Below are 26,099 nucleotides of genomic sequence, written 5' to 3' on the forward strand. Positions count from 1 at the left end.
GCTGACGCGATAGCGCAGCATCGAACAATCAAGAAGCGACAGGGGCGAAGCATGGCGCGTGCGAAGAACGTACTCTGGATCATGTGCGACCAGCTTCGCTATGACTATCTCGGCTGCACCGGCCATCCCACGCTGAAGACGCCCAACATCGACGCCATGGCCAGGCGCGGCGTGCTGTTCACCAGCGCTTACGTACAGTCGCCGATCTGCGGCCCGTCGCGGATGTCGTTCTACACCGGCCGCTACATGCGCTCGCACGGCTCGCACTGGAACGGCTGGCCCTTGCGTGTCGGCGAGCCCACGCTCGGCGATCACCTCAAGAAGATCGGCGTGCGCAACGTGCTGGTCGGCAAGACCCACATGGCGCCCGACCTTGAAGGCATGAAGGCCCTCGGCATCCCACCGGAGTCGATGATCGGCGTGCATGTCGCTGAATGCGGCTTTGAGCCTTATGAGCGCGACGACGGCCTGCACCCGTCGGGAAGGCCGCGACCCAAATACGACGAGTATCTGCGCCAGCAGGGATTCGAAGCCACCAATCCATGGGAGCACTGGGCCAATTCGGGCGCGGCCGACGACGGCTCCCTGCAGAACGGTTGGCTGCTCGTGCACGCCGACAAGGCCGCGCGCGTACCGGACGAGCATTCCGAAACGCCCTACATGACGCGGCGCGCGATGGACTTCATCAGCGAAGCCGAAACCGATGGCCGGCCGTGGTGCCTGCATCTGTCCTACATCAAGCCGCACTGGCCCTATATTGCGCCCGAACCCTACGCCAGCATGTATTCGACGGACGACATGATCCCGGTGATCCGCTCCGAGCGCGAGCGGCAGAACCCGCATCCGGTGTTCGGCGCCTACATGGACATGCGCTATTCCCGCAACATGGCGCGGGACGACGCCCGCGAGAAGGTGATCCCGACCTATATGGGCCTGATCACGCAGATCGACGACCAGATGGGCGTGCTGATGAAATTCCTGGAGGAGCGCGGCCTGCTGGAGACGACCATGATCGTGTTCACCTCCGATCACGGCGATTATCTCGGCGATCACTGGATGGGCGAGAAGGATCTGTTCCACGAACAGTCGGCCAAGATTCCACTGATCGTCATCGATCCATCTAAAGAGGCCGACGCCACGCGCGGCACGCGCAGCAATGCCTTGGTCGAAGGCATCGATCTCGCTCCGACCTTCGTCGATTATTTCGGCGGCAAGGTGCCGGGCCACATCCTCGAAGGGCGTTCGCTGCTGCCGCTGCTGCGCGGCCCGACGCCAGCGGATTGGCGCAAGGTGGCGTTCTCCGAATACGACTACGCCATGCAGGATGTCCGGCTGAAGCTGAACCAGCCGATCGAACGCTGCCGCCTGTTCATGGTGTTCGACGGCCGCTGGAAATACATCCACGCCTCCGGCTTCCGCCCGATGCTGTACGACCTCGAAACCGATCCGGAAGAATACGTCGATCGCGGCGATGATCCCGAATGCGCCGGCATCATCGCGCGGTTGCAGGCCGAACTGTTCGACTGGGCGCTGCATCCGAACGACCATATCACCACGCCGCGCGAGAAGATCGCGGCGTACGCCGAAAATCAGCTCCAGGTGAAGGGTGGCATTTTGATCGGCGTTTGGGATGAAGCCGAGCTCGCGGCTATCAAGGATGGCATCGCACAGCGCGCGAAGATGTGAGGGTGCTTTCGCCTCTCCCCGCAAGCGGGGAGAGGGAGAAGATCTCAATTATCGATCTTGTATCCCGTCGCCTTCACGATCGGCTGCCAGAACGCCGTGTTGGCGGCGAGCTCCCGGGATAGCCCGTCCGCCGTGCTGCCGACCGGGATCAGGCCGATCGCGGTGAGCTTTTCCTTCACGTCGGGCCTTGCGAGCGCGACGCTCGCGGCCGCGCCGAGTTTGCCGGCGAATTCCGGCGGGCTGCCGGCGGGAAGCCACATGCCGTACCAGGCATCGGCGATGAGATCGATCCCGCTCTCCTTCAGCGTCGGGACATCGGGCGCAAAGGGCGAACGTTCCGCGCTCGAGACCGCAATGATCTTCACGCCCTTGGCGCGATGCTGCGGCAGCGCATCCGCCAGCGTGGTGATCCCAAAAGAAATGTGGCCGCCAATGATGTCGTTGAGGATCGGCGCGCTGCCGCGATAGGGCACGCGGGTCAACGGAATGCCGAGATCCTTCTCGAGCTTGGAGCCCGTGAAATGCGGGATCGTGCCGTTGCTCGGCACGCCGAATGACGTCTTGTCCGGGTGCGCCTTCAGCCAGGCGACAAATCCCTTGAAATCGGTGGCATCGATCGCCGGACCGATCACGACGGCGAATTCGAACCGCGCCAGCAGCGACACCGGCATGAAATCCTTCGCCGTGTCGAAGCTCGGAATCGTCTCCACCATCGGCAGCAGGTACATGGTCGGGCCTGTCGTCACCAGCACCATGCTGCCATCGGCGCTGCCACCCCTGACCGCCTTGATGCCGATCAGGCCGTCGCCGCCGGTGCGATTCTCGACCACGATGGTCCGTTGCAGCACCGGCGCCATTTCCTGCGCGATCAGCCGGCACAGCGTATCGCCGCCGGCTCCCGCCGCGAACGGGAAGATGATTTTTGTAAGCGCGGCCTGTGCCTGCGCTGCGCCCGCCTGCGCCAGCAGCGGCAGGCCGAGACATCCAGCCATGAATTCGCGGCGATCCATACGTTTCCCCTCGAGCCCATTATCGGTTGGCGGCATTAGAACCGGGCCTGCACGCCCAAGACAAGGTTCAAGACAAGGCCGACCTTGGCCATTTCCCATGCCGGCCGCCTTGCGCCGGCCATCGTCCTGCTGCAAAAGCAGGCCTCATCGGCGCCGGCTTCTTGCTCCGCCGTTACCAAGCCCGAGCAATTCGTCGCACACGCCATGGCCAGCCCCGAACTCAGTCAATTTCGCCGCACCGTCGTCAAGGTCGGCTCCGCGCTGCTGGTGGATTCCGACAGGGGCGAGGTGCGCGCCTCCTGGCTGGCCGCACTCGCCGACGACATGGCCAAGCTGCACCGCGAGGGCCGCGACGTCCTCGTCGTCTCCTCGGGCTCGATCGCGCTTGGCCGCAGCCGGCTCAAGCTGCCGCGCGGCCCGCTGAAGCTCGAAGAGAGCCAGGCCGCGGCGGCCGTCGGCCAGATCGCGCTGGCGCGCATCTGGTCGGAGGTGCTCGGGGCACACGGCATCGGCGCGGGCCAGATCCTGGTAACGCTCCAGGACACCGAGGAGCGCCGCCGCTATCTCAATGCGCGATCCACCATCGGCAAGCTGCTGGAATGGCGCGCGATCCCCGTGATCAACGAGAACGATACGGTCGCCACCAACGAGATCCGTTACGGCGACAATGATCGCCTTGCCGCGCGCGTCGCCACCATGGCGAGCGCCGACCTCCTGGTGCTGTTGTCCGACATCGACGGGCTCTACGACGCCCCGCCGAAGAACAACCCGAACGCAAAGCTCATTCCCGTCGTCGAGAGCATCTCCTCGGAGATCGAGTCCGTGGCGGGCGACGCCGAGTCTGAACTTTCGCGCGGCGGCATGCGCACCAAGGTCGAGGCGGCCAAGATCGCCACCACGGGCGGCACGCACATGCTGATCGCCTCCGGCAAGATCGAGCATCCCCTGCAGGCGATCGCCGATGGCGGCCCCTGCACCTGGTTCCTGACACCGGCCAATCCCATCACCTCGCGCAAGCGTTGGATCGCGGGCACGCTGGAGCCGAAGGGCACGCTGACGATCGACGCCGGCGCGGTGACCGCGCTGCGCGCGGGCGCCAGCCTGTTGCCGGCCGGCGTGATCAAGGTCGAGGGCCAGTTCGCCCGTGGCGATGCCGTGATCGTGCGCGGCCCCGACACCAGCGAGATCGGCCGCGGCCTAATCGCCTACGACGCCGAGGACGCCGAGCGGATCAAGGGCCGCTCGTCCCCGGACGTGATGGCCATCCTCGGCATCAGCGGCCGCTCGGAGATGATCCATCGCGACGACCTGGTGGTGGGCGGGTAGGGGCCGCAACGGCCCCTTTTCACTGATTTTGCTGGGCTAATGACCTAGCCGGCGTACGGCCGGGGAGACCTGCCATACCCTCCCCGCCCTTCGCAGGAGCGGGATTTCCGTGCTAGGACACGCCCTTAGCAGAAGGTTGAACCCCCATGGCCGCCCCCCTCAAAGCCGTTGACGGCAATGCCGATCTCCAGGCGCTGATGTCCGATCTCGCCACCCGTGCCCGCGCTGCCGCGCGCGTGCTGGCGCTGGCGCCGCCGGAGCAGAAGAACCGGGCGCTCGAGGCCATGGAGCGGGCGATCCGCAGCAATGCCGCGGCGATCCTCGCCGCCAATGCCGAGGACGTCGCCGAGGCCCGCGCCTCCGGCAATGCCACCTCCTCCTTCATCGACCGCCTGACGCTGACGCCGGCGCGCGTCGAAGGCATGGCCGAGGGCATCGGCATCGTGCGCGGCATTGCCGATCCGGTCGGCGTCGTCACCGAGAGCTGGCAGCGGCCGAACGGCATGACCATCGAGCGCGTGCGTGTGCCGCTCGGCGTCGTCGGCGTGATCTTCGAGAGCCGGCCCAATGTCGCGGCCGATGCCGGCGTGCTGTGCCTGAAGTCGGGCAATGCGGTCATCCTGCGCGGCGGCTCGGACAGTTTCCGCTCCTGCCGCGCCATCCACGATTGCCTGGTGCAGGGGCTGCGCGAAGCCGGGCTGCCTGAAGCTGCGATCACGCTGGTGCCGACGCGAGACCGCGCCGCGGTCGGCATGATGCTGTCGGGATTGAACGGCGCCGTCGACGTGATCGTGCCGCGCGGGGGCAAGAGCCTCGTCGCGCGCGTCGAGGCTGAAGCGCGCGTGCCGGTGTTCGCGCATCTCGAAGGCGTCAACCACGTCTACATCGATGGCAGCGCAGACCTCGCCATGGCGAAGTCGATCGTGCTCAACGCCAAGATGCGCCGTACCGGCGTTTGCGGTGCAGCCGAGACGCTGCTGGTCGATCGCGCTGGTGCCGCAACGAGCCTGAAGCCGCTGGTCGAGATGCTGATCGAGGCCGGCTGCGAAGTGCGCGGCGACGACGCCGTGCAGAAGACTGATGCGCGCGTCAAACCCGCCAGCGAAGACGATTGGGACACTGAATATCTCGATGCGATCATCGCGGCGAAGGTGGTCGACGGCGTCGACGGTGCGATCGCGCATATCCAGAACCACGGCTCGCATCACACCGACGCGATCGTGAGTCAGGATGATACCGCTGCGAAGAAGTTCCTGAGCGAGGTCGATTCCGCGATCGTGCTGCACAACGCCTCGACGCAGTTCGCCGATGGCGGCGAGTTCGGCTTCGGCGCCGAGATCGGCATCGCTACCGGCCGATTCCACGCCCGCGGCCCTGTTGGCGCCGAGCAGTTGACGAGCTTCAAGTATCGCGTCCACGGCACAGGGCAGACGCGGCCGTAAACGGCGCGAGGCGCGGGCATTGAGTAACAAATTCGTCGTGCCGCGTTCTGTGGCGCAAGCGGTCCCGCCCCACACCGAGGGCATGCGCATCGGCCTGCTCGGCGGCTCGTTCAATCCGCCGCATGAGGCTCATCGCGCGATCAGCCAATTCGCGCTCAAGCGATTGCAACTCGATCGCGTCTGGTGGCTGGTGACCCCCGGCAATCCGCTGAAGGAGAACGGCAACCTGCATGAGCTCGGCGAGCGCATGCAGGCGGCGCGCGATGTCGCTGATGATCCCAGGATCGAGGTGAGCTGTCTCGAATCCGTCATTCGCACCCGCTATACTATCGACACAATCAACACCCTGCGCCGCCGCTTCAGCGGCCTGCGCTTTGTCTGGATTATGGGCGCCGACAACCTCGCTCAATTCCATCGTTGGCAGGACTGGCGGCGTATCGCCGGTCAGGTGCCGATTGCAGTCATCGATCGTCCGCCGCAGAGTTTTCGCGCCCTCGCCTCACCCGCCGCCCAAGCGCTGGCGCGCTATCGCATGCCCGAGAGTGAGGCAGCATTGCTTGCAGACCGACCGACGCCGGCCTGGGTCTTCCTGACCGGATTGAAGCTCAATCTCTCCTCGACGGGACTACGGAACCCGGACGGGAGCTGGAAAGGTACGAAGTGATACTGAAACAGAGTGTGTGGAAGTGGGGCTCTCTGGCATATTGAAACCCTTAACCCCACATGATGTAGTATAACCAGTGAGTGCCGGATTCGGCATTCGCGATACAGTGAAAGGAATGGTCCCTGGCCACATCTGTATTGTCCAAGTCTGTTTTACCCAAGGTAGCTAAACCCGCGCGTAAAACATCGACCAAAGCTGCGGCCTTGAAGGCGCAACCCGACGCCGACAAGACGCTGAGCCTGATCCTCTCCCGCCTCGAGGATATGAAGGCGGAAGAGACGGTCACCATCGACCTTCGCGGCAAATCGACGTACTCCGATTACATGATCGTCACCACCGGCCGGGTTAACCGGCACGTTGGCGCGATCGCGGACAACGTCACCAAGAGCCTCAAGGAAAACGGTATCAAGAGCATCCACGTCGAGGGCTTGCCCAATTGCGACTGGGTGCTGATCGATTCCGGCGATGTGATCGTGCACGTGTTCAGACCCGAAGTCCGCGAGTTCTACAATCTCGAGAGATTGTACACGCAGGGCCCAGGGGCGGCGAAGGCGATCTAGAGGGGCTACTACTGGCCGATTTCGAATCGGCTGGCGCGCATGCTAGCGTCGTGCGCGCGCGAGATGCGCGCGGTCTTGAAAACGCGCCCCTGAAGACGTGGTCCTGAAGACGTGGTCCTGAAGACGTTATGCGTGTTGCTGTCATCGCGGTGGGCCGGCTGAAGCAGGGCCCCGAACGGGAGCTTGCCGACCGCTATTTCGAGCGGTTCGACGAGGCCGGCCGCAAGCTCGGATTCCGCGAGCTGTCGATCCACGAAATTCCCGAAAGCCGCGCGCGCGACGCCGTGACACGGATGGCCGAAGAGGCCACGGCGATCGGCGCGCATATTCCGGAAAAATCGATCCTGGTGGCGCTGGACGAGCGCGGCCAGAATCTCGATTCCACGGTATTCGCACGGCATCTGGGGCGCTGGCGCGACGAGGGTGCCGGTCATACTGTCTTCGTGATCGGAGGGGCGGACGGACTTTCGCCCGAATTGCGCCGTAAGGCCAAGCTCGCGATCGCTTTCGGCTCTGCGACCTGGCCGCATCAAATGGTCCGCGTCATGCTTCTGGAACAGCTTTATCGGGCCGCCACCATTCTGGCCGGCCACCCCTATCACCGCGCGTGATGCGCGCCACAACGAGCACCTTTGCGTAACGCGATGCGAGCGCCGATCCTCCACCTGCTGCTGATCGCAAGCCTCTCAGGCGCAAGCCTCGCGCAAGCTCAGACGGCGGCGCCGCAGAGCGCGGAGATCTCGCCCGACGCGATCAAGCAGCGCGAGCAGGAGCTGGAAGCCGCCCGCGCAAGGCAGAAGAGCGCGGAGGAAGCCCAGGCCAAGCTGAAGGCCGAGATCACCTCCCTCGGACAGGACCGCACCCAGCTCAATCAGCAGTTGATCGACACCGCCGCCAATGTGCGCAACGTCGAGAGCAAGATCGACGAAGCCGCAGCACGCCTGCAGTCGCTGAACGGCCGCGAGCAGCAGATGCGCTCTTCGCTTGATTCGCGCCGCGCCGACATCATCGAGGTGCTGGCGGCCCTGCAGCGCGCCGGCCGGCGCACGCCGCCGGCGCTACTGGTACGCCCCGAAGATGCGCTGCAATCACTGCGCACGGCGATGCTGCTCGGCGCCGTCGTGCCGGAATTGCGCGGCCGCGCAGAGAAGCTCGCGAGTGAGCTCGGCGAGCTCGTCGCCTTGCGCAAGACCATCGCCACCGAGCGCGACCAGCTCGCCCTGGATCGCGACAGGATCCGCAACGACCAGACCCGGCTCACCGCCCTGGTCGACGAGCGGCAGCGCCAGCAGGCGGCACGCGAAAAGGACCTCGATGCCGAGAATTCGCGCGCGATCACGCTTTCAAAGCAGGTTGGCGATCTCCAGGGGCTGATCGCCAAGATGGAGCAGGATCTGCAAAGCGCGGCCAAGGCGGCTGAGGCCGCAAGGCAGGCCGAGGCAAAAGCGGCCGCCAGCGCCAAGTCCGGTCCGGCCGCTTTCAAGGACCGTTCCCGGACGACCCCGGCGATCGCCTTCGCCTCGGCCAAGGGTCTCCTGCCTCTTCCGGTTAACGGTAACAAGATCAGGGATTTCGGCGGTTCCGACGGGATCGGCGGGGTCCAGAAGGGCATTTCGCTGGCAAGTCGGCCCGGATCGCAGGTCACGACGCCGTGCGACGGCTGGGTGGTCTATGCCGGCCCGTTCCGCAGCTATGGACAACTCTTGATCCTCAATGCCGGGGGCGGGTATCATGTCCTGATCGCCGGGATGGAGCGCATTTCGGTCAATATCGGACAGTTTGTGCTCACGGGGGGAGCCGGTCGCGACCATGGGATCGACCTCTCAAGTCGCCTCCATTCTCGCCACGAACGCGAGTCAACCTGTGCTCTATGTTGAGTTCCGCAAAGACGGCACTCCAATCGATCCAGGCCCATGGTGGGCCGCAAATGAAGGCGAGAAGGTTCGCGGATGATGCGCAAGACTTCAGTTATCCTCCTCAGCGCGGCTACCGGCGCGGCGCTGACGCTGTTCGTGACCCAGCCGCGCGCGGTCTTCATGGGCTCCAGCGCGCGAGCCGCCACTGCGGACACCTATCGCCAGCTCAACCTGTTCGGCGACGTCTTCGAGCGCGTGCGCTCCGACTATGTCGAGAAGCCCGACGACACCAAGCTGATCGAATCCGCCATCAGCGGCATGCTCACCGGTCTCGATCCGCATTCGAGCTACATGGACGCCAAGAGCTTCCGCGACATGCAGGTGCAGACCCGCGGTGAGTTCGGCGGTCTCGGCATCGAAGTCACGATGGAAGACGGCCTGATCAAGGTGGTCTCGCCGATCGACGACACGCCGGCCTCGCGCGCCGGCATCATGGCCAACGACATCATCACCAATCTCGACGACGAGGCGGTGCAGGGCCTGACCCTGAACCAGGCGGTCGAGAAGATGCGCGGTCCGGTCAACACCAAGATCAAGCTCAAGATCATCCGCAAGGGCCAGGACAATCCGATCGACGTCACCCTGGTGCGCGACAACATCCGCGTCCGCTCGGTGCGCGCGCGCGTCGAGGCCGACGACATCGCCTACATCCGCATCACCACCTTCAATGAGCAGACCACCGAAGGCCTGAAGCGCGAGGTCGCCAACCTCTCGAACCAGATCGGTGACAAGCTCAAGGGCTACATCATCGACCTCCGCAACAATCCGGGCGGCCTGCTCGAGGAAGCAGTCACCGTCTCCGACGCGTTCCTGGAGAAGGGCGAGATCGTGTCGACCCGCGGCCGCAACGCCGAGGAGACCCAGCGCCGCACCGCGCATGCGGGCGACCTGACCAAGGGCAAGCCGGTTATCGTGCTGGTCAATGGCGGCTCGGCTTCAGCGTCGGAGATCGTCGCCGGCGCGCTCCAGGACCACAAGCGCGCGACCATCGTCGGCACGCGCTCGTTCGGCAAGGGCTCGGTGCAGACCATCATTCCGCTCGGCTCGGGCAACGGCGCGCTGCGGCTGACCACGGCGCGCTACTACACGCCGTCGGGTAAGTCGATCCAGGCCAAGGGCATCGTGCCCGACATCGAAGTGCTCCAGGACGTGCCGGACGAACTGAAGTCGCGCACCGACACCAAGGGCGAGGCGTCACTGCGCGGCCACCTGAAGAACGACGGCGACGAGAAGACCGGTTCGCAGTCCTACGTCCCGCCGGACGCCAAGGACGACAAGGCGCTCAAGATGGCCGACGACCTGCTCCACGGTATCAAGAACAGCGCCTCCGCGGCGCCGACGCCGGGCAGCGACAACAAGGGCACGACGACCGACAAGGCCAAGGCTGCGAATTAAGGCAGCGAACCAGGCCGGCGATGTAAGTCGGCGCAACCCACGCGATCTCTCGAAAAGGGCGGCTCCCGGAGCCGCCCTTTTTGCGTGGAAGTCTGCCCGTCCCCCCGGTCTATCCCGGCCTGCCGCCGCTTGACCTCGGCGTGGTATCGTCGGCGTAAGTGATTCGGGATCGCGCATGACTGAGACGGCCGATGATCTGAGTGCCCCGCTCGGACAAAACAGCCCGCGCCGGAGACGCCGGCTGCAGCTGCCGTTCACGGCTATGCAGGCGCTTGCCGTCTTTCTTGGCCTGTTCCTCGTCTCCTTCGCCGGCTTCGCCATCTTCAACAAGGATCCGCTCGGCGGCGAGCCGATGGCGCGGATCGCGATCCGCGAGCCCAAAGCCACGGACGAGAAGCCGGCCGCCGCCGGCCTGGGCCAGGAAAGCAAGCGCGAAATCAAGGAGACGCCGAAGCAGGCCACCCCGGGCGATCAGAAGACCGTCACCATGATCGACGGCTCCACTGGCGCGCGCCGTGACGTGGTGATCGGCAGCGGCGATGCAGCGGATATCGGCGAGGCGGCTTCCGCACCGCCGCCCGTCATGGCCGGAATCGATCCGAAGCTTCTGGAGAAATCACGCTACGGCATGATCCCGGTGGTCTCCAACGGGCTGAAACCGTTCAACGTCTATGCGGCGGACGCCGACCGCGCCAAGGCCGCCAGGATGCCGGTGGTCGCGATCGTCATCGGCGGTCTCGGCGTCGGCGCCGCCAAGACCACCGATGCCATCATGAAGCTGCCGCCGGCAATTACGCTCGCCTTCACGCCCTATGGCACCGATCCCGGCAAGCTCGCCGAGCGGGCCCGCGCCCAGCGCCACGAGATCTTCCTCCAGATCCCGATGGAGCCCTACGATTTCCCCGACAACGATCCGGGGCCGCAGACGCTGCTGACCTCGCTCGGTACCGACCAGAACATGGACCGCCTTTACTGGCATCTGAGCCGGATGCAGGGCTATGCCGGCATCACCAATTTCATGGGCGCCCGCTTCGTGGCGACGGAGGCGGCGATGCAGCCGATCATCCGCGAGGCGGCCAAGCGCGGGCTCGGTTTCTTCGACGACGGCTCCTCGCCCCGCAGCGTCGCGCCCCAGGCCGCGGCGGGTCAGGCGATGCCGTTCGGCAAGGGCGACATCGCGATCGATGTGGTGCCGACCCCGGCCGAGATCGACCGCGCCCTGAACAAGCTCGAATCGGCGGCGCGCGAGCGCGGCGCGGCCGTCGGCACTGCCTCCGCCCTCCCGGTCTCGATCGAGCGCATCGGCGCCTGGACCAAGACATTGGGCGACCGAGGTATCCTTTTGGTGCCATTGACAACCGCGATGCTGAAATCAAAATCCAGCTAAATCAACGAATTGGTACGGCACGGGTCCCGCGGGGCCGATTAAGCCTTACCGAAGAGCACGCGAGAGGTTTGGCGGAATGGCGCGTTACGAGGATCTGCCCTACCGGACCTGCGTCGGTGTGATGCTGATCAACAAAAAGGGACTGGTGTTCATCGGCCGCCGCGCCGGCGGCATCGAACGTGTCGACGACAGCCACGTCTGGCAGATGCCGCAAGGCGGCGTCGATCCCGGAGAGGACACCTGGGACGCGGCCAGGCGCGAGCTCTACGAGGAGACCAGCGTGCGCTCGGTCGAGCGGCTCGGCGAGGTCCCCGACTGGCTGATCTACGACATTCCGCGCACGGTTGCGGGGCGCGCCTGGAAAGGCCGCTACCGCGGCCAGCGCCAGAAATGGTTCGCGGTGCGCTTCACCGGCAAGGACAGCGAGATCAACGTCGAAAAGCCCGGCGGTGGCGGCCACAAGGCCGAGTTCGTGAGTTGGCGTTGGGAGCCGATGAAGAATCTCCCTGAATTGATCATTCCGTTCAAGCGCCCGGTCTATGAGCGCGTAGTGAAGGAATTTTCCGCGCTGGCGGATGAATAGGATCTGCCGCCGCGCTCCCGGTCGTTGTCCCCGCCTTGTGCGCAATTGCGCACTGGGGCGGGGGGTCCATGCCCCCAGGGAGAAGTTGGCAACGGATAGCAACCACGACCTTTCAACCAACGACCGCCTGTGGTTATGGATTCCGGGCTCGCGCTTTGCGCGCCCCGGAATGACGAAGAAAGAAGTCTGCGTGTGACCGATCAGAAGCCCTACCGTCCCAATGTCGGGATCGCTCTTTTCAATGCCGAAGGCCGTGTGCTGATCGGCCACCGCTTCAAGGGCGACGGGCCCGAGATCATCCTGCCCGGCCTCGACTGGCAGATGCCGCAAGGCGGCGTCGACGAAGGCGAGAATTTGCGCGATGCCGCGATGCGCGAGCTCTGGGAGGAGACCAACGTCGTCAGCGCTGACTATCTCGGCGAGACCGACTGGTTCACCTACGAATTCCCGCCCTATGACGGACCGCAAACCCATCGCCTGGCAAAATTCCGCGGGCAGCGGCAAAAATGGTTCGCGCTGCGCTTCACCGGCAAGGATGACGAGATCGATCCGCTGACGCCGCGCAACGGACAGCCCGCGGAGTTCGACGCGTGGCGCTGGGAGCGCCTCGACCGTGTCGCCGATCTCGTGGTGCCGTTCCGCCGCGACGTCTACCGCGCCGTGGCGCAGCAGTTTGCGCCCTTCGAAAACTAAAGTATCGAAAACAACCCCATGCACAGTAGCCGGTCATTGCGGGTGCGATGCGCAGTGGTGGTTGTGAAATGACTGACATGTCGGGATGAATCGGCGAAAGCGCGCAATCATCGCAGGGTCAGCCAGTAGCGCTCCTGCGGAGTCAACCGCATAGAGCTCGCAGCGCCGCGGCGATTGCGCGGCATCCGCGCGCTTCTGGCGCTGCTCCAGCGCCATGTTGCGCGCGGCTTCCACGTTCGGCTGATCGAGCGCCGCACCGGTGAAACCGCCGATGCTCAGGGCAAAGGCCTTGTAGTCGCCGGCGGCGGAATATTCGCTGGTGAGATAGCCGCGCACGCGCTCATTGATGAACGACACCATGTCGGCCGGGAATTTGCCGCTGATCGCAGCGGACGGCGAAGGCGGCGCGGTGCAACAAAGTTTCAGCGCCCGCCACGGTGGTGACGAGCGCTGAACTTATTCAGGAATTTGTGGTTTGAGCCCCGGCGCGGGTGCCCCGGGGCTTAATGCATAGCCGTGGTGTTGAGCTGCTGCTGGATGCTCTTGAAGTGGTCGAGCCGCTCGATGGCTTGATCGAGCTCGTCGCCCCGATGCTCCTTCAGCCCCTCTTCCATCTCCGCGATGGTCTCGGCGAACTGCGCCCGATCGAGCTCCTCGATCGACGTCGCAACGTCGGCGAGAACGGTAAGACGGTCGGCGGAAACTTCCGCGAGGCCACCGAGCACAATGACCTTCTGCCTCTGGCCGCCGGCGATGATCGTCAGGATACCCGGCCGCATCGCAGCCACGAGGGGTGCATGCCCGGCGAGCACACCGAAGTCGCCTTCCCAGCCGGGGACGTCGACCTGGTCGACCTCGCCCGCGAATGCGAGCTTTTCCGGAGAGACGAGATCAAAGTGGAAGGTGGCCATGATGTTTCCGCTTGCTTCGCTTGTCACCCGCGGGCTCGACCCACGGGTCCATCAGTCAACGAAAGTTCTCTCTCGATGGATCGCCAGGCTCTGCGAAAGACGCGCTTTGCGCTTTTGTCCGGCGATGACGAGATGAGAAAGCTTAGGCCGCTTCGGCAGCCATCTTCTTGCCCTTCTCGACCGCCTCTTCGATGGTGCCGACCATGTAGAAGGCGGCTTCCGGCAGGTGGTCATACTTGCCTTCGCAGAGGCCGCGGAAGCCCTTGATGGTGTCCGCGAGTTCGACAAACTTGCCGGGCGAGCCGGTGAAGACTTCGGCGACGAAGAAGGGCTGCGACAGGAAGCGCTCGATCTTGCGGGCGCGCGCCACGGTGAGCTTGTCTTCTTCCGAAAGCTCGTCCATGCCGAGAATGGCGATGATGTCCTGAAGCGACTTGTAGCGCTGCAGCACCTGCTGAACCATACGGGCGGTCTGGTAGTGCTCCTCACCGACGACGAGCGGCGAGAGCATGCGCGAGGTCGAGTCGAGCGGGTCCACCGCGGGGTAGATGCCCTTTTCCGAGATCGCGCGCGACAGCACGGTGGTGGCGTCCAAGTGCGCGAACGAGGTCGCGGGCGCCGGGTCGGTCAAGTCGTCGGCCGGAACGTAGATGGCCTGCACCGAGGTGATCGAACCCTTCTGCGTGGTGGTGATGCGTTCCTGGAGCGCGCCCATGTCCGTGGCGAGCGTCGGCTGATAACCCACCGCCGAAGGAATACGGCCGAGCAGCGCCGACACTTCGGAGCCTGCCTGGGTGAAGCGGAAGATGTTGTCGACGAAGAACAGCACGTCCTGGCCCTGGTCGCGGAAGTGCTCGGCGACGGTCAGACCGGTGAGGCCGACGCGGGCGCGGGCGCCCGGCGGCTCGTTCATCTGGCCGAACACCAGCGCACACTTCGACTTCACGCTCGGATCCGGATTCTTCGGATCGGCGTTGACCTTGGACTCGATGAACTCGTGATAGAGGTCGTTGCCCTCACGGGTACGCTCGCCGACGCCAGCGAACACGGAGTAACCGCCGTGCGCCTTCGCGACGTTGTTGATGAGCTCCTGAATCAGCACGGTCTTGCCGACGCCGGCGCCACCGAACAGGCCGATCTTGCCGCCCTTGGCGTAGGGCGCGAGCAGGTCGACGACCTTGATGCCGGTGACGAGAATTTCGGCTTCGGTCGACTGGTCGGTGTAGGACGGCGCTTCCTGGTGGATGGCGCGCAGGCCTTCCGACTTGACCGGACCGGCTTCGTCGATCGGCTCGCCGACGACATTGATGATGCGGCCGAGCGTGCCTTCACCGACGGGAACGCGGATCGGAGCGCCGGTGTCGGTCACTTCCTGGCCCCGGACGAGACCTTCGGTGGTGTCCATCGCGATCGTGCGCACGGTGGATTCGCCGAGATGCTGAGCGACTTCGAGCACCAGGCGGTGGCCGCCGTTCTTGGTCTCGAGCGAGTTGAGAATGGCCGGGAGGTGGCCTTCGAACTGCACGTCGACGACGGCGCCGATGACCTGGGTGACGCGACCGACCTGGGCGGCTGCTGTAGCCATTGAATGTCTCCTTCGATCCGAACTTTTAGACCACGGTCAGCTTGACCGGGATGTTGCGTTTGATGGGTACCGATGCGTCTTCGTCAGACAGCCTCGGCGCCCGAGATGATTTCGATCAGTTCCTTGGTGATCATCGCCTGACGCGTACGGTTGTAGACCAGCGTCTGCTTGCGGATCATTTCGCCGGCGTTGCGCGTCGCGTTGTCCATCGCGCTCATCTGCGCACCGTAGAACGAAGCGTTGTTCTCGAGCAGCGCGCGGAAGATCTGGACCGCGAGATTGCGCGGCAACAGGCGGGTGAGGATCTCGTCCTCCTCCGGCTCGTATTCGTAAGACGTCGTGCTGGCGGCAGCGCCCTCCTCGACGACCAGCGGGATGACCTGCTGGGCGGTCGGGATCTGCGCGATCACCGAGCGGAAGCGCGAGTAGAACAGCGTACAGACGTCGAATTCACCGTTGTCGAAACGCGCCAGAATCTTCTTGGCGATGTCCTCGGCGTTGACGAAGCCGAGCTGGCGAACGCTGCGCAGATCCATGTGCTCGACGATCTGCTTGTCGAACTGGCGGCGAAGCTGCTCGTAGCCCTTGCGGCCGACGCAGAAGAATTTCACTTCCTTGCCCTGCGCGATCAGCGCCTGGGCGCGCTCGCGGGCGAGACGCACGATCGAGGAGTTGAAGGCGCCGGACAGGCCGCGCTCGCCGGTGCAGACCAGCAGCAGGTGAACCTGGTCCCTGCCGGTGCCGGCGAGCAGCGTCGGCGCGCCGGGCGAGCCCGCAGCGGCGCCGGCGATGTTGGAGATCACCGCGCTCATCTTGTCGGCATAGGGGCGCGCGGCTTCCGCGGCGGTCTGCGCGCGGCGCAGCTTGGAGGCCGCGACCATCTGCATGGCCTTGGTGATTTTTTGCGTCGCCTTGGTGGAGGCGATGCGGACGCGCATGTCTTTAAGTGACGCCATTCTTCGTTCACCCCGGCGGTTCGACTGATACGTCGGACCGCTAGCCTGTCCCTATTGCAATGCCCGGCCGGGCGCCGGGCACGCTTCCTGTTGTTTTGCCTCTCGCGAAGCGGTCATGGCCGGACGAACCGGCCATGCCGGCTATCAGGCGAAGGTCTTGGCGAAGCCTTCGACCACCGACTTCAGCTTGGCGGCGTTGTCGTCCGAGAGATCGCGGGTGTCGCGGATCGAGTTGAGGATCTCGACGTTCTTGCCGCGCAGGAGCGACAGCAGACCATCCTCGAACGCGCGCACCTTGTTGAGCGGGAGCGGATCGAGATAGCCGTTGGTGCCGGCCCAGATCACGCAGACCTGCTCTTCCATCTTCAGCGGCGCGAACTGCGGCTGCTTCAGCAACTCGGTCAGGCGCGAACCGCGGTTGAGCAGGCGCTGGGTCGAGGCGTCGAGGTCGGAGCCGAACTGCGCGAACGCCGCCATTTCGCGGTACTGCGCGAGCTCGCCCTTGATCTTGCCGGCGACCTTCTTGGTGGCCTTGGTCTGCGCCGAGGAGCCGACGCGCGACACCGACAGACCGACGTTCACCGCGGGACGGATGCCCTGGAAGAACAGGTCGGTTTCCAGGAAGATCTGACCGTCAGTGATCGAGATGACGTTGGTCGGAATGTAGGCCGACACGTCGTTGGCCTGGGTTTCGATGACCGGAAGCGCCGTCAGCGAGCCCGAGCCCTGGTCCTTGTTCAGCTTCGCCGCACGCTCGAGGAGGCGGGAGTGCAGATAGAACACGTCGCCCGGATAGGCTTCGCGGCCCGGCGGGCGGCGCAGCAGCAGCGACATCTGGCGGTAGGCGACGGCCTGCTTGGACAAGTCGTCATAGATAATGACCGCGTGCATGCCGTTGTCGCGGAAGTACTCGCCCATGGTGCAGCCGGTGAAGGGCGCGATGTACTGCATCGGCGCCGGATCCGAAGCGGTCGCAGCGACGACGATCGAGTACTCGAGCGCACCCTGCTCTTCCAGCACCTTCACGAACTGGGCGACGGTCGAACGCTTCTGACCGACCGCGACGTAGACGCAGTACAGCTTGATGTTCTCGTCGGGCTGCGCGTTGAGCGGCTTCTGGTTCAGGATGGTGTCGAGCGCGATCGCGGTCTTGCCGGTCTGACGGTCGCCGATGATCAGCTCGCGCTGACCGCGGCCGATCGGGATCAGGGCGTCGATCGCCTTGAGGCCGGTCGCCATCGGCTCGCTCACCGACTTACGCGGAATGATGCCGGGCGCCTTGACGTCGACGCGCATGCGCTTGTCGGCCTGGATCGGGCCTTTGCCGTCGATCGGGTTGCCGAGCGCGTCGACGACGCGGCCGAGCAGGCCCTTGCCGACCGGCGCGTCCACGATGGCGCGGGTGCGCTTGACGGTCTGGCCTTCCTTAATTTCACGGTCGGCACCGAAAATAACGACACCGACGTTATCGGTTTCGAGATTCAGCGCCATGCCGCGGGTGCCGTTCTCGAACTCGACCATTTCACCGGCCTGGACGTTGTCCAGCCCGTAGACGCGGGCGATACCGTCGCCGACGGACAGCACCTGTCCGACTTCGGAGACTTCAGCTTCCTGGCCGAAATTCTTGATCTGGTCCTTGAGGATCGCGGAAATTTCCGCGGCGCGGATGTCCATCAGCCTGCCTCTTTCATCGCGTGCTTGATCGAATTGAGTTTGGTGCGAAGCGAACCATCCACCATGCGGCTGCCCAGCTTGACGACAAGGCCACCGATAATCGAGGGATCGACTTTCACGTTCAGCGCGACGTCCTTGCCGGTCACCGATTTCAGGGCAACCTTGAGGGCGTCGAGATTCTTGCCCGAGAGCGCTTCCGCCACGGTGACGTCTGCCGTCGTCTCGCCCTTGAACTTGGCGACGAGGGCGCGATAGGCGCGAATGACATCGCTCACCGCGAACAGGCGGCGGTTGGCGGTCAGCACTTTCAGGAAGTTGGCGGAGATGCCGGCGATGCCAGCCTTGTCCAGCACGGCCGAGAGGGCCTTTGACTGGGCGTCGGCCGCGAACACCGGACTGAGAACGAGGCGCTTCAGATCGGCACTCTCGTTCAGCAAGGCATCGAATTTGTCGAGATCGGCTTTGACCTCGTCGACCACCTTCTGGTCGCGGGCTAGTTCAAACAAGGCCGTTGCATAACGACCGGACACACCGGAAACGGACGTATCTTCTGCAGCCACAGACGCGCTCTTTTTGCTGTTAAACTCGCAAGGGAAAAACCGTCGCCACGAAGCGGCGCCAAGCGATCCAAGCCCTTGGAATTCAAGCGGGACTTCGATTTCCGGCCAGCACGGGAAGTGCCGGGCCCGTTAAAATCGCGGCCTTGCTAACATAGCAGGCGCGCACGTGCAACATGACGCCAAATTAAAGGCACGAGGTTCTGTCGCCAGTTCGTCGCAGTCAGCGACACCTTATAGATGACGAGCACGATGACCTGCCGCGCCGCGGAATTGCCGCGGGCATTACGTCGGCATCTCGCCCGATTGTTCCTGCCCTCAGCGCATAGCGGCCATGAACACAGATCGCAGAGGCGTGAGTCCGCCGGCCATGGTTCCCCGCGCCGAATACTTACTCAATTCTAAACGTCCGGAACAACGACTTCGTTTTACAGTATTCTGAAGTAATGACTAGGTTAACAAATCGTTAAAGCCGAAAGATACAAAACATCGACTGCAATATCGATGCCAATCACAAGATATTTCAGGACAACACGGGACGGATTTACTGCCCAATTCACGCCTCATTGCGAATCGAAACGCGATCTCGCTCACAAACTGACGGGGGCTCACTAGCCACATATGTGGCAATACTAGCTTAGGGACCACTAAATGCTGTCTTTGAAGACGCTGGGCACTGTGACCCGGCCGCGTCCGGCGATTGCTTTCGTCGCCGCAACTCTCCTCCTCGGTGGAACTGCCACCGAGGCTTCCGCCAAATCCAGGCATCACCGGCACCATCACCACCAGGCCCGGAACGATTCCAGCTCCGACTGGCACAACGCCAACGCGTCCATGACGCCGTCGTCGGGCACGGGCCACAGCTTCTCCGGGATGGCTTCCTTCTACGGCAACGAGTCCGGCAGCAAGACCGCGTCGGGCCAGCGCTTCAACCAGAACGCCATGACCGCGGCGCACCGTTCGCTGCCGTTCGGCACCAAGTTGCGCGTCACCCACCGTGGCCAGAGCGTCATCGTCACCATCAACGACCGTGGCCCGTTCATTCGCGGCCGCGTCCTTGACCTCTCCACCGGCGCAGCCCGCGCCATCGGCCTCACGGGCGCCGGCGTCGGCCGCGTCACCGCGGAAGTCGTCTCCTAACGGCGCGACCAGCGCCTCACCTCACAAGCGCAGTTTTCATCATCGTCCGCACGGACGTGAGCAGTTTGATGAGCGCGTGAGACAGGCCCGCCGTCTTGGGGGACGGCGGGCTTTTTTGTTGGCTTGTCATTCCGGGGCGCGCGAAGCGCGAACTATGATGCGCAATTGCGCATCTGAGAATCCATTTCACCGCAGGCAATGCCGCCCGATGGATTCCGGGCTCGCGCCTCACGGCGCGTCCCGGAATGACGGTCGAGGATGTGGCGCAGCCCCTACAAAAAGCTCTGCGGGTCGATGTCGACTTCGAGCTTCAGATTGCCCTTCGGCTTCGGGCTGACGGCAAGCCAGTTGCGCAGATAATCGGACAGATCGAAACCGCGCGCCGATTTCACCAGGATACGGAAACGATAGCGGCCCTTGATGACAGCGAGCGGCGCCTCGGCCGGCCCGAGCACCACTACGCGCTCGTCGCGCGGCGCGAGCGCAACGAGCTTGCGCCCAAACCCTTCGGCGCTCGGACGGTCGCCTGCCGAGATGATCAGGCTCGCAAGCCGTCCGAACGGCGGATACAGCGTGCGCTCGCGTAAGTCGATCTCGCTGTCGTAGAAGGCCTCGCGGTCGCAGGCGATCAGCGCCTTCATCACGGGATGATCGGGCTGATGCGTCTGGAGATAGCCGACGCCGCGGCCCTGCTCGCGCCCGGCGCGGCCGATCACCTGGTTGAGCAATTGCCAGGTGCGTTCCGACGCGCGCGGATCGCCATTGGAAAGGCCGAGATCCGCATCGACCACGCCGACGAGATTGAGCCGCGGGAAATTATGGCCCTTGGCGACGAGCTGCGTGCCGATGATGATGTCGACGCGGCCCTCCGCGATCTCGGCAAGTTCCGACCGCATGGTCTCGATCGAGGTGATGAGATCGCTCGACAGCACCATGGTACGCGCCTCCGGGAACAGCGCCGCCGCCTCCTCCTGCAAGCGCTCGACGCCGGGGCCGACCGCGACCAGCGATTCCTCCGCCGAACAATTCGGACAGATATGCGGGCGCGGCATCGAGAAGCCGCAGTGATGGCAGACCAGCCGCTGGCGGAAACGATGATCGACCAGCCAGGCATCGCAGATGGTGCAAGCGAAGCGATGGCCGCAGCCGCGACACAGCGTCAGCGGCGCATAGCCGCGGCGATTGAGGAACAGCAGCGCCTGCTCGCGCCGTTCGATCGCGATTTTGATCTCGCCGGCAAGCCGCGGCGAGATGAAGCGGCCGCGCGCGGGCGGCTCGCGGCGCAGATCGATCGCCTCGATATGCGGCATGTGCTGGCCGCCGAAGCGCGAGGGCAGCGCGATGCGCTGATAGCGGTTCTTGCGCGCGTTGACCTCGGATTCGACCGACGGCGTGGCCGAGGCCAACACGACCGGAATCTTTGCGATATGCGCGCGCACCACCGCCATGTCGCGGGCGTGATAATGCACGCCCTCGTCCTGCTTGTAGGCCTGATCATGCTCTTCATCGACGACGATGAGCCCGAGATTGGCGTAGGGCAGAAACAGCGCCGAACGCGCGCCGACCACGACCGGCGCGCTGCCTTCGGAGATCGCCGCCCAATTGCGCGCGCGGGTGCGCGGCGTCAGCTCCGAATGCCATTCCAGCGGCCGCACGCCGAAGCGCTGCGCGAAGCGGTCGAGGAACTGACCGGTGAGCGCGATTTCCGGCATCAGGATCAGCGACTGCCTGCCGCGGCGGATCGCTTCCGCGACCGCCTCGAAATAGACCTCGGTCTTGCCCGAGCCGGTGACGCCGTCGAGCAGCGCGACGTGGAACGTGCCGTTGGCCGCGAGCGCGCGCATGGTGTCGACCGCGGCGCGCTGGAGCGGTGTGAAATCCGGCCGGCCAAAATCCGGATCGGGGGCCGGCGGCGGCGGCGGCGGGGGCATGGCCTCGACCGTCAGCGTGCCTTCGTCGACGAGGCCGTCGATCACGCCGGCCGAGACGCCCGCTTCCCTGGCCGCCTCGGACTTGCCGTGCAGCAGCCGGTCCGACAGCACCTCGATCACGCGCTGCCGCGCCGGCGTCAGCCGCTTCGGGGGATCACCGACGAGGCGCACGCCGGGGCGCACCCGCTCGGGGCCGAGGTTCTCGCCCATGCGCAGGCACATGCGCAGCACCATGCCGCGCGGGCTCAGCGTGTAATTGGCGACCCAGTCGACGACCGACCGCAGCTCGGGCTTCAAGGGCGCGATGTCGAGCTTCTCGCTGACCTCCTTGAGACGATTGTGCAGGCGCGGATCCGGATTGGCGTTTTCCGCCCAGACCACCGCGAGCACCTCGCGCGGGCCGAGCGGCACGCCGACGAGATCGCCCGCCTTCAGCTCCATCCCGCGCGGCACCTTGTAGGAATAGGTCTGGTCGAGCGCGACCGGCACCAGCACGTCGACCATGCGGGTCGCGTTGGCGGAGACGGCGTTGCTGCGCGGCGAATGATCCATGAACTGTCTTGGAACGGTCTTGGGCGGAGAATCGGAACCCGGGGGCTTCGAGGCTAGCGCCGTAAGGCGGCCTTAGCGAACGATAAACGAGTGTGATGCGATATACTGTGCGGAATCACCACGTCCAGAGCTCATGAGCAAAGCGGCCGCCCCACCAATCGAGCTCGCCAGCGCCGATCCTGACATCGTGCAGGAGATGGCGCGCTGGCTGTCGCATCTCGGCGCCGAGCGGCGGCTGTCGCCGAAGACGCTGGAGGCCTACGGCCGCGACTTGCGGCAGTGCCTGGATTTCCTCAGCAATCATTGGGGCGAGCGCGTCACGCTGGCGCGTTTCGCGGCACTGGAAGCCACCGACATTCGCGCCTTCATGGCGATGCGCCGTGCCGACGACATTGCCGGCCGCAGCCTGATGCGCGCGCTTGCGGGCCTGCGCTCCTTTGGCCGCTTTCTCGAGCGCGAGGGCAAAGGCAAGGTTGGCGCACTCTCGGCGATCCGCGCGCCCAAGGTCGCCAAGAGCCTGCCGAAGCCGCTGCCGATGGCGTCGGCAAAGCGCCTGGCCGACGCCGACGAGCGCGCCGGCGAGGAACGCGAGACCTGGGTCCTGGCGCGCGACGCCGCCGTGATGGCGCTGCTGTATGGCTCGGGCCTACGCATCTCCGAAGCGCTCGGCCTGAAGCGCCGCGAGGTGCCGCGTCCCGGCGAAGGCGACGTGCTCGTCGTCACCGGCAAAGGCAACAAGACCCGCATGGTGCCGGTGCTTCAGAACGTGCTCGCGCTCGTGCAGGAGTACGTTGCGATGTGCCCGTATGCGCTGCCGCCGGAAGGACCTATCTTCGTCGGCGCGCGCGGCGGCCCGCTCAGCCCGCGCATCATACAGCTCGCGATGGAACGGCTACGCGGCGCGCTCGGCCTGCCCGACAGCGCCACACCGCACGCGCTCCGGCACTCCTTCGCGACGCATCTTCTGTCGCGCGGCGGCGATCTGCGCGCGATCCAGGAATTGCTCGGCCATTCCTCGCTCTCGACCACGCAGGTCTATACCGGCATCGATTCCGAGCGGCTGCTGGAAGTCTATGCGAGCGCGCATCCAAGACGCTGAGTTGTCGCCGAATCGCCGCTGAATCCTGACATGAAGCTGTCATAGCCAACTCTCGTGGCGCGCATGCCTCTTGCGCGGCGCCCGCGGTTCGGTCAATCGTGGGGAACCGAGACAGGAAGGGGAATCATGAGCGCACATGAAAGCATGGAGCATGCGGAGCATGCCGAGCACGCGTCCGGCTCGAACAAGAAGATCGCCCTTCTGATCGCTGTGCTGGCGCTGTTCTTGGCGATCTCGGAAACGCTCGGCAAGGGCGCCCAGACCGAAGCTATCAGCAAGAACGTCGAGGCCGCCAATCTCTGGGCGTTCTTCCAGGCCAAAAGCGTTCGCCGCACCGTGGTGGTGACCGCGGCCGAGCAGGGCAAACTGACTCTGGGATCCACGAACGACGACGGCCTCAAGGCCGCGCTGCAGAAGCAGATCGACGACTGGCAGAAGACCGCGGCGCGCTACCGCTCCGAGCCCGAGACCGGCGAGGGCACCGAGCAGCTTGCTGAAAAGGCCAAGCATGCCGAGCACGAGCGCGACGAGGCGACCGCGAAGTACCATCACTTCGAGCTGGCGTCTGCCGCCTTCCAGATCGGCATCGTGCTGGCCTCGGCCACCATCATCACCGGGATGATCGCGCTGGCCTATGTCGGCGGCATCCTGACGCTCGCCGGCCTCGTCATGACCGGGCTCGGCCTGTGGTGGCCGCATCTGCTGCATTTGCATTAGCTGACGTCGTCAAGCGCACCGCTGTCATGCCCCGCCTTGTGCGCACTTGCGCTCTGGGGCGGGGCATCCAGTACGCCGCGGCTTTTCGGTTCTAATCTCACTGTCTCGGAATGCTGGATTGCTCGCCTTCGCGGGGCGATGACACTGTTCGCGTCCCCCTCACCCGTGGCAGCACGCACCCTTCACCGCCTGCGGCTCGTACTGGTCGCGCAGGCGCACCCAGTCCATCGGATAGGGCAGGCCCTGCTCGTGGCGGCCGAGCGGGGTGAGGTCGAGATACTGATAGGCGGCATTCATCATGTCGAGACCGCGGGCGAAGCAGGAATAGGTGTGGAAGATCTCGCCGGCCTCATTGCGGTAGAACACGCTGATGCCGGGCAGCTCCGGGCCATAGAACGGCGTGGTGCCGAAATTGTATTTCGGCACGCCCTTGTCGATCTGCTCCTGCGTGAACGAGACCTCGTAGTCGTAATTGAAGTCGTTGCTCCCCGACGAGACCCAGTCGAAGGTCCAGCCCATCCGCTTCTTGAAGGCCTCGAGCTTTGCGACGGGGGCCAGCGAGATCGCGACCACCGAGGTATCGCGCGCAGCGAGGTGCGGGACCATGCGCTCAAGGCCGTCAGCCCAGAACGAGCAGCTCTTGCAGGCGGCCTCCCAGTCGGGCGCGAACATCACGTGCTGGACAACGAGCTGCGGGCGGCCCTTGAAGAGATCGCCGAGCGTCACCTTGCCGTTCGGCGCGTCGAACAGATAGCTCTTGTCGACTTTCACCCAGGGTAATGCGCGGCGCTCCTCGGCGAGGCGTTCGCGCGACTGGCTAAGCTCCTTCTCATGCGCCAGATGGATTTTGCGGGCTGCGATCCATTGCTCGCGCGAGACGATCTGATGTTGCTGCATATTGCTCTCCTTATGAAAGTCAGGCGACGAAGGCGTCGAGTTTGTCGAAGAACGAGCTCCAGCCGCGCTGGTGATTGTCGCGGGCGGTCTCGTCGAAGAACTGGGCGTGATGGAAGACCATCAGCGTCCCCGTGCTGTCCGGCTTCAGCGCGATCGTCACCAGCGATTCGCGCTCCGGCGTCGAGTGCCAGGCCCAGGTGAAGACCAGTCGCTCGTTCGGCACGACCTCACGATACGTGCCGCCCGCCTCGAAATATTCGCCGTCGTCACGGGTGAAGCTGATGCGGTAGCGGCCGCCGGTGCGGACGTCGAGCTCGGCTTGAAGGGTCGCCGGCTTCATGTTCGGCGGCCCGAACCATTGCACTAGCTGCTCGGCTTGCGTCCAGGCGGCGTAGACCTTTTCCGGCCGCGCACGGAGCCGGCGCGTGAGCGTGAGGCTTGGACGTTCGATTGACGAAGCGACTGTGCGGGAATCGGCGTTGACGGCTGCGTTGGCCATTTCTCTTCCTCCACAAAGGCGGCAAGGCGATCGAGATTGTCGGACCAGAACTGCGCGTAACGATTGAGCCATTTCATCGCCTGCTCCATCGGCTGCGCGGTGAGGCGGCAAGAAACCGTGCGTCCGGTCTTCTCCCGCACGATCAGGCCCGCATCCCTGAGCACGTCGAGATGCTTCATGATCGCCGGCAGCGAGACCGGAAATGGTGCGGCCAACTCGCTCACCGACAGGCTCTCCCGCTCGCCGAGACGTGCGAGTAGTGCGCGCCTCGTCGGATCGGACAGCGCCGCAAAGGTCCGGTCGAGTGTCTCGCCCTGATACTTAACCATTTGGTTTAGTATAAGCGCGAACGAAGATGCGTCAAGCGGGAACCTGCGGTCGCGCATCTGCACGACTGCGTGATCAGGCAGCGGTCAACTGCCTGCGGAGATGGTCAGCGTGAAGCTAGTACGGAGTAGCGGGCCGCGTGCGGCGATGCACCCGCGGCTGCGGCCGCGGGTCCTGGCCATAGGCGTAGTACATCGGGTTGGGACCGCAGTACAGCAGGCGGCCGGAAACACTGGCCTGGCACTGCTCATAGGTGCTGTAGGCGCATTCGCCGGGATAGTCGTACTCGCCGCCCTGCGCGCACCAGGGATAGTCGCGCGCGGCAGCAGGAGTGACCGTGGCGAACCCGGCAAGCACCGTCGCTCCCAGCGTCAGCAGGGCCAGTTGCGTCTTGCGCATGATCCCAACTCCTCCGTTCATGGCGCGAGATACGGCGCCACATATGATCAGGTTTCGTCGCTGCCTTTTATTCCAGATCAACGGAACAGACCACGATCGGCATAGGGGGCGACCTTGTGAGGTCGCTCCCCTGCCACACCACCCGGCATGCGGGTCCGCACCGGGCGGTTCGAGAAGTTGAGGTCATGAGAGT

25 protein-coding genes and 1 pseudogene are annotated in these 26,099 nt (G+C 64.7%); 14 read left to right on the top strand and 12 right to left on the bottom strand.

Annotation, left to right across the window (positions count from 1 at the left end; translation table 11 throughout):
- The first annotated feature begins 51 nt into the window (after positions 1 to 51).
- Positions 52 to 1,686, top strand: a complete 1,635-nt coding sequence (locus AC629_RS17700) for an alkaline phosphatase family protein (protein WP_084806324.1) — start codon at positions 52 to 54, stop codon at positions 1,684 to 1,686.
- Between the two features lie 44 nt (positions 1,687 to 1,730).
- Here AC629_RS17700 and AC629_RS17705 read toward each other — a convergent pair whose 3' ends face one another.
- Entirely contained in the window at positions 1,731 to 2,696 is a 966-nt protein-coding gene (locus tag AC629_RS17705) for a Bug family tripartite tricarboxylate transporter substrate binding protein (RefSeq protein ID WP_084806326.1), read from the bottom strand.
- A gap of 204 nt (positions 2,697 to 2,900) precedes the next feature.
- On the opposite strand from AC629_RS17705, the gene proB reads away from it, so the two are divergent.
- The 10 genes and pseudogenes from proB (at position 2,901) to AC629_RS17755 (ending at position 12,662) form a co-directional block, all read left to right on the top strand.
- On the top strand, positions 2,901 to 4,022 hold the full coding sequence (gene proB, locus AC629_RS17710; protein WP_084806328.1) for a glutamate 5-kinase: 1,122 nt from the start codon (positions 2,901 to 2,903) through the stop codon (positions 4,020 to 4,022).
- A 146-nt stretch (positions 4,023 to 4,168) separates the two neighbouring features.
- A complete protein-coding gene (locus AC629_RS17715) occupies positions 4,169 to 5,464 on the top strand; it encodes a glutamate-5-semialdehyde dehydrogenase (RefSeq protein WP_084806330.1) in 1,296 nt (431 codons plus the stop codon).
- Between the two features lie 19 nt (positions 5,465 to 5,483).
- Positions 5,484 to 6,128 (top strand): nicotinate-nucleotide adenylyltransferase, encoded by a 645-nt coding sequence (locus tag AC629_RS17720; protein WP_084806331.1) that lies wholly within the window; start codon positions 5,484 to 5,486, stop codon positions 6,126 to 6,128.
- A 203-nt stretch (positions 6,129 to 6,331) separates the two neighbouring features.
- Complete coding sequence (rsfS, locus tag AC629_RS17725; RefSeq protein WP_074119521.1) at positions 6,332 to 6,688, top strand: ribosome silencing factor; 357 nt, start codon at positions 6,332 to 6,334, stop codon at positions 6,686 to 6,688.
- 128 nt (positions 6,689 to 6,816) lie between these two features.
- Entirely contained in the window at positions 6,817 to 7,299 is a 483-nt protein-coding gene (gene rlmH / locus AC629_RS17730; RefSeq protein ID WP_084806332.1) for a 23S rRNA (pseudouridine(1915)-N(3))-methyltransferase RlmH, read from the top strand.
- A gap of 33 nt (positions 7,300 to 7,332) precedes the next feature.
- Positions 7,333 to 8,641, top strand: a pseudogene (locus AC629_RS17735) (murein hydrolase activator EnvC family protein).
- Positions 8,638 to 9,999, top strand: coding sequence for a S41 family peptidase (locus AC629_RS17740; RefSeq protein WP_084806333.1), 1,362 nt, complete (start codon positions 8,638 to 8,640; stop codon positions 9,997 to 9,999). The pseudogene AC629_RS17735 and the gene AC629_RS17740 overlap by 4 nt, the downstream one beginning before the upstream one ends.
- 175 nt (positions 10,000 to 10,174) lie before the next feature.
- On the top strand, positions 10,175 to 11,386 hold the full coding sequence (locus AC629_RS17745; RefSeq protein ID WP_084806334.1) for a divergent polysaccharide deacetylase family protein: 1,212 nt from the start codon (positions 10,175 to 10,177) through the stop codon (positions 11,384 to 11,386).
- 76 nt (positions 11,387 to 11,462) lie between these two features.
- Positions 11,463 to 11,969 carry an RNA pyrophosphohydrolase gene (locus tag AC629_RS17750; protein WP_084806335.1) on the top strand — a complete coding sequence of 169 codons (507 nt, stop codon included), beginning with the start codon at positions 11,463 to 11,465 and terminating at the stop codon, positions 11,967 to 11,969.
- 192 nt (positions 11,970 to 12,161) lie between these two features.
- Complete coding sequence (locus AC629_RS17755; RefSeq protein WP_084806352.1) at positions 12,162 to 12,662, top strand: RNA pyrophosphohydrolase; 501 nt, start codon at positions 12,162 to 12,164, stop codon at positions 12,660 to 12,662.
- Between the two features lie 33 nt (positions 12,663 to 12,695).
- On the opposite strand, the gene AC629_RS17760 is transcribed toward AC629_RS17755, so the two are convergent.
- From AC629_RS17760 to AC629_RS17785, 6 genes are all read right to left on the bottom strand, one after another.
- A complete protein-coding gene (locus AC629_RS17760; protein WP_245331902.1) occupies positions 12,696 to 13,022 on the bottom strand; it encodes a hypothetical protein in 327 nt (108 codons plus the stop codon).
- A 143-nt stretch (positions 13,023 to 13,165) separates the two neighbouring features.
- Positions 13,166 to 13,573, bottom strand: a complete 408-nt coding sequence (locus AC629_RS17765) for a F0F1 ATP synthase subunit epsilon (protein ID WP_084806336.1) — start codon at positions 13,571 to 13,573, stop codon at positions 13,166 to 13,168.
- 142 nt (positions 13,574 to 13,715) lie between these two features.
- On the bottom strand, positions 13,716 to 15,158 hold the full coding sequence (gene atpD, locus AC629_RS17770) for a F0F1 ATP synthase subunit beta (RefSeq protein WP_084806337.1): 1,443 nt from the start codon (positions 15,156 to 15,158) through the stop codon (positions 13,716 to 13,718).
- Positions 15,159 to 15,241: 83 nt separating this feature from the next.
- The gene (locus tag AC629_RS17775) at positions 15,242 to 16,114 is read right to left on the bottom strand and encodes a F0F1 ATP synthase subunit gamma (RefSeq protein ID WP_084806338.1); all 873 of its coding nucleotides are present in this window, start codon (positions 16,112 to 16,114) and stop codon (positions 15,242 to 15,244) included.
- 144 nt (positions 16,115 to 16,258) lie between these two features.
- Positions 16,259 to 17,788 carry a F0F1 ATP synthase subunit alpha gene (atpA, locus tag AC629_RS17780; RefSeq protein WP_084806339.1) on the bottom strand — a complete coding sequence of 510 codons (1,530 nt, stop codon included), beginning with the start codon at positions 17,786 to 17,788 and terminating at the stop codon, positions 16,259 to 16,261.
- Positions 17,788 to 18,348, bottom strand: a complete 561-nt coding sequence (locus AC629_RS17785; protein WP_084806340.1) for a F0F1 ATP synthase subunit delta — start codon at positions 18,346 to 18,348, stop codon at positions 17,788 to 17,790. Before AC629_RS17785 ends, atpA begins: the two co-directional genes overlap by 1 nt.
- A gap of 648 nt (positions 18,349 to 18,996) precedes the next feature.
- Here AC629_RS17785 and AC629_RS17790 point away from each other — a divergent pair.
- Positions 18,997 to 19,485: a septal ring lytic transglycosylase RlpA family protein gene (locus AC629_RS17790; protein ID WP_084806341.1), complete on the top strand. Its 489-nt coding sequence runs from the start codon at positions 18,997 to 18,999 to the stop codon at positions 19,483 to 19,485.
- 272 nt (positions 19,486 to 19,757) lie between these two features.
- Here AC629_RS17790 and AC629_RS17795 read toward each other — a convergent pair whose 3' ends face one another.
- On the bottom strand, positions 19,758 to 21,968 hold the full coding sequence (locus tag AC629_RS17795; RefSeq protein WP_084806342.1) for a primosomal protein N': 2,211 nt from the start codon (positions 21,966 to 21,968) through the stop codon (positions 19,758 to 19,760).
- A 133-nt stretch (positions 21,969 to 22,101) separates the two neighbouring features.
- Between AC629_RS17795 and AC629_RS17800 the strand changes: the two genes are divergently transcribed.
- Both AC629_RS17800 and AC629_RS17805 read left to right on the top strand, forming a co-directional pair.
- Positions 22,102 to 23,067 (top strand): tyrosine recombinase XerC, encoded by a 966-nt coding sequence (locus AC629_RS17800; protein WP_084806343.1) that lies wholly within the window; start codon positions 22,102 to 22,104, stop codon positions 23,065 to 23,067.
- Between the two features lie 126 nt (positions 23,068 to 23,193).
- Positions 23,194 to 23,784 (top strand): DUF4337 domain-containing protein, encoded by a 591-nt coding sequence (locus AC629_RS17805; RefSeq protein WP_084806344.1) that lies wholly within the window; start codon positions 23,194 to 23,196, stop codon positions 23,782 to 23,784.
- Between the two features lie 159 nt (positions 23,785 to 23,943).
- Here the strand turns inward: AC629_RS17805 and AC629_RS17810 are convergent, their stop codons facing one another.
- From AC629_RS17810 to AC629_RS17825, 4 genes are all read right to left on the bottom strand, one after another.
- Positions 23,944 to 24,681: a DUF899 domain-containing protein gene (locus tag AC629_RS17810; RefSeq protein WP_084806345.1), complete on the bottom strand. Its 738-nt coding sequence runs from the start codon at positions 24,679 to 24,681 to the stop codon at positions 23,944 to 23,946.
- A 19-nt stretch (positions 24,682 to 24,700) separates the two neighbouring features.
- Complete coding sequence (locus AC629_RS17815) at positions 24,701 to 25,045, bottom strand: SRPBCC family protein (protein ID WP_245331903.1); 345 nt, start codon at positions 25,043 to 25,045, stop codon at positions 24,701 to 24,703.
- Entirely contained in the window at positions 25,045 to 25,509 is a 465-nt protein-coding gene (locus AC629_RS17820; protein ID WP_084806346.1) for an ArsR/SmtB family transcription factor, read from the bottom strand. Before AC629_RS17820 ends, AC629_RS17815 begins: the two co-directional genes overlap by 1 nt.
- A gap of 115 nt (positions 25,510 to 25,624) precedes the next feature.
- Positions 25,625 to 25,906, bottom strand: a complete 282-nt coding sequence (locus tag AC629_RS17825) for a DUF3551 domain-containing protein (RefSeq protein ID WP_084806347.1) — start codon at positions 25,904 to 25,906, stop codon at positions 25,625 to 25,627.
- Between the last annotated feature and the right edge of the window lie 193 nt (positions 25,907 to 26,099).

Source organism: Bradyrhizobium sp. NAS80.1 (assembly GCF_001908205.1).
In the GTDB taxonomy this organism is placed as follows: Bacteria; Pseudomonadota; Alphaproteobacteria; order Rhizobiales; family Xanthobacteraceae; genus Bradyrhizobium.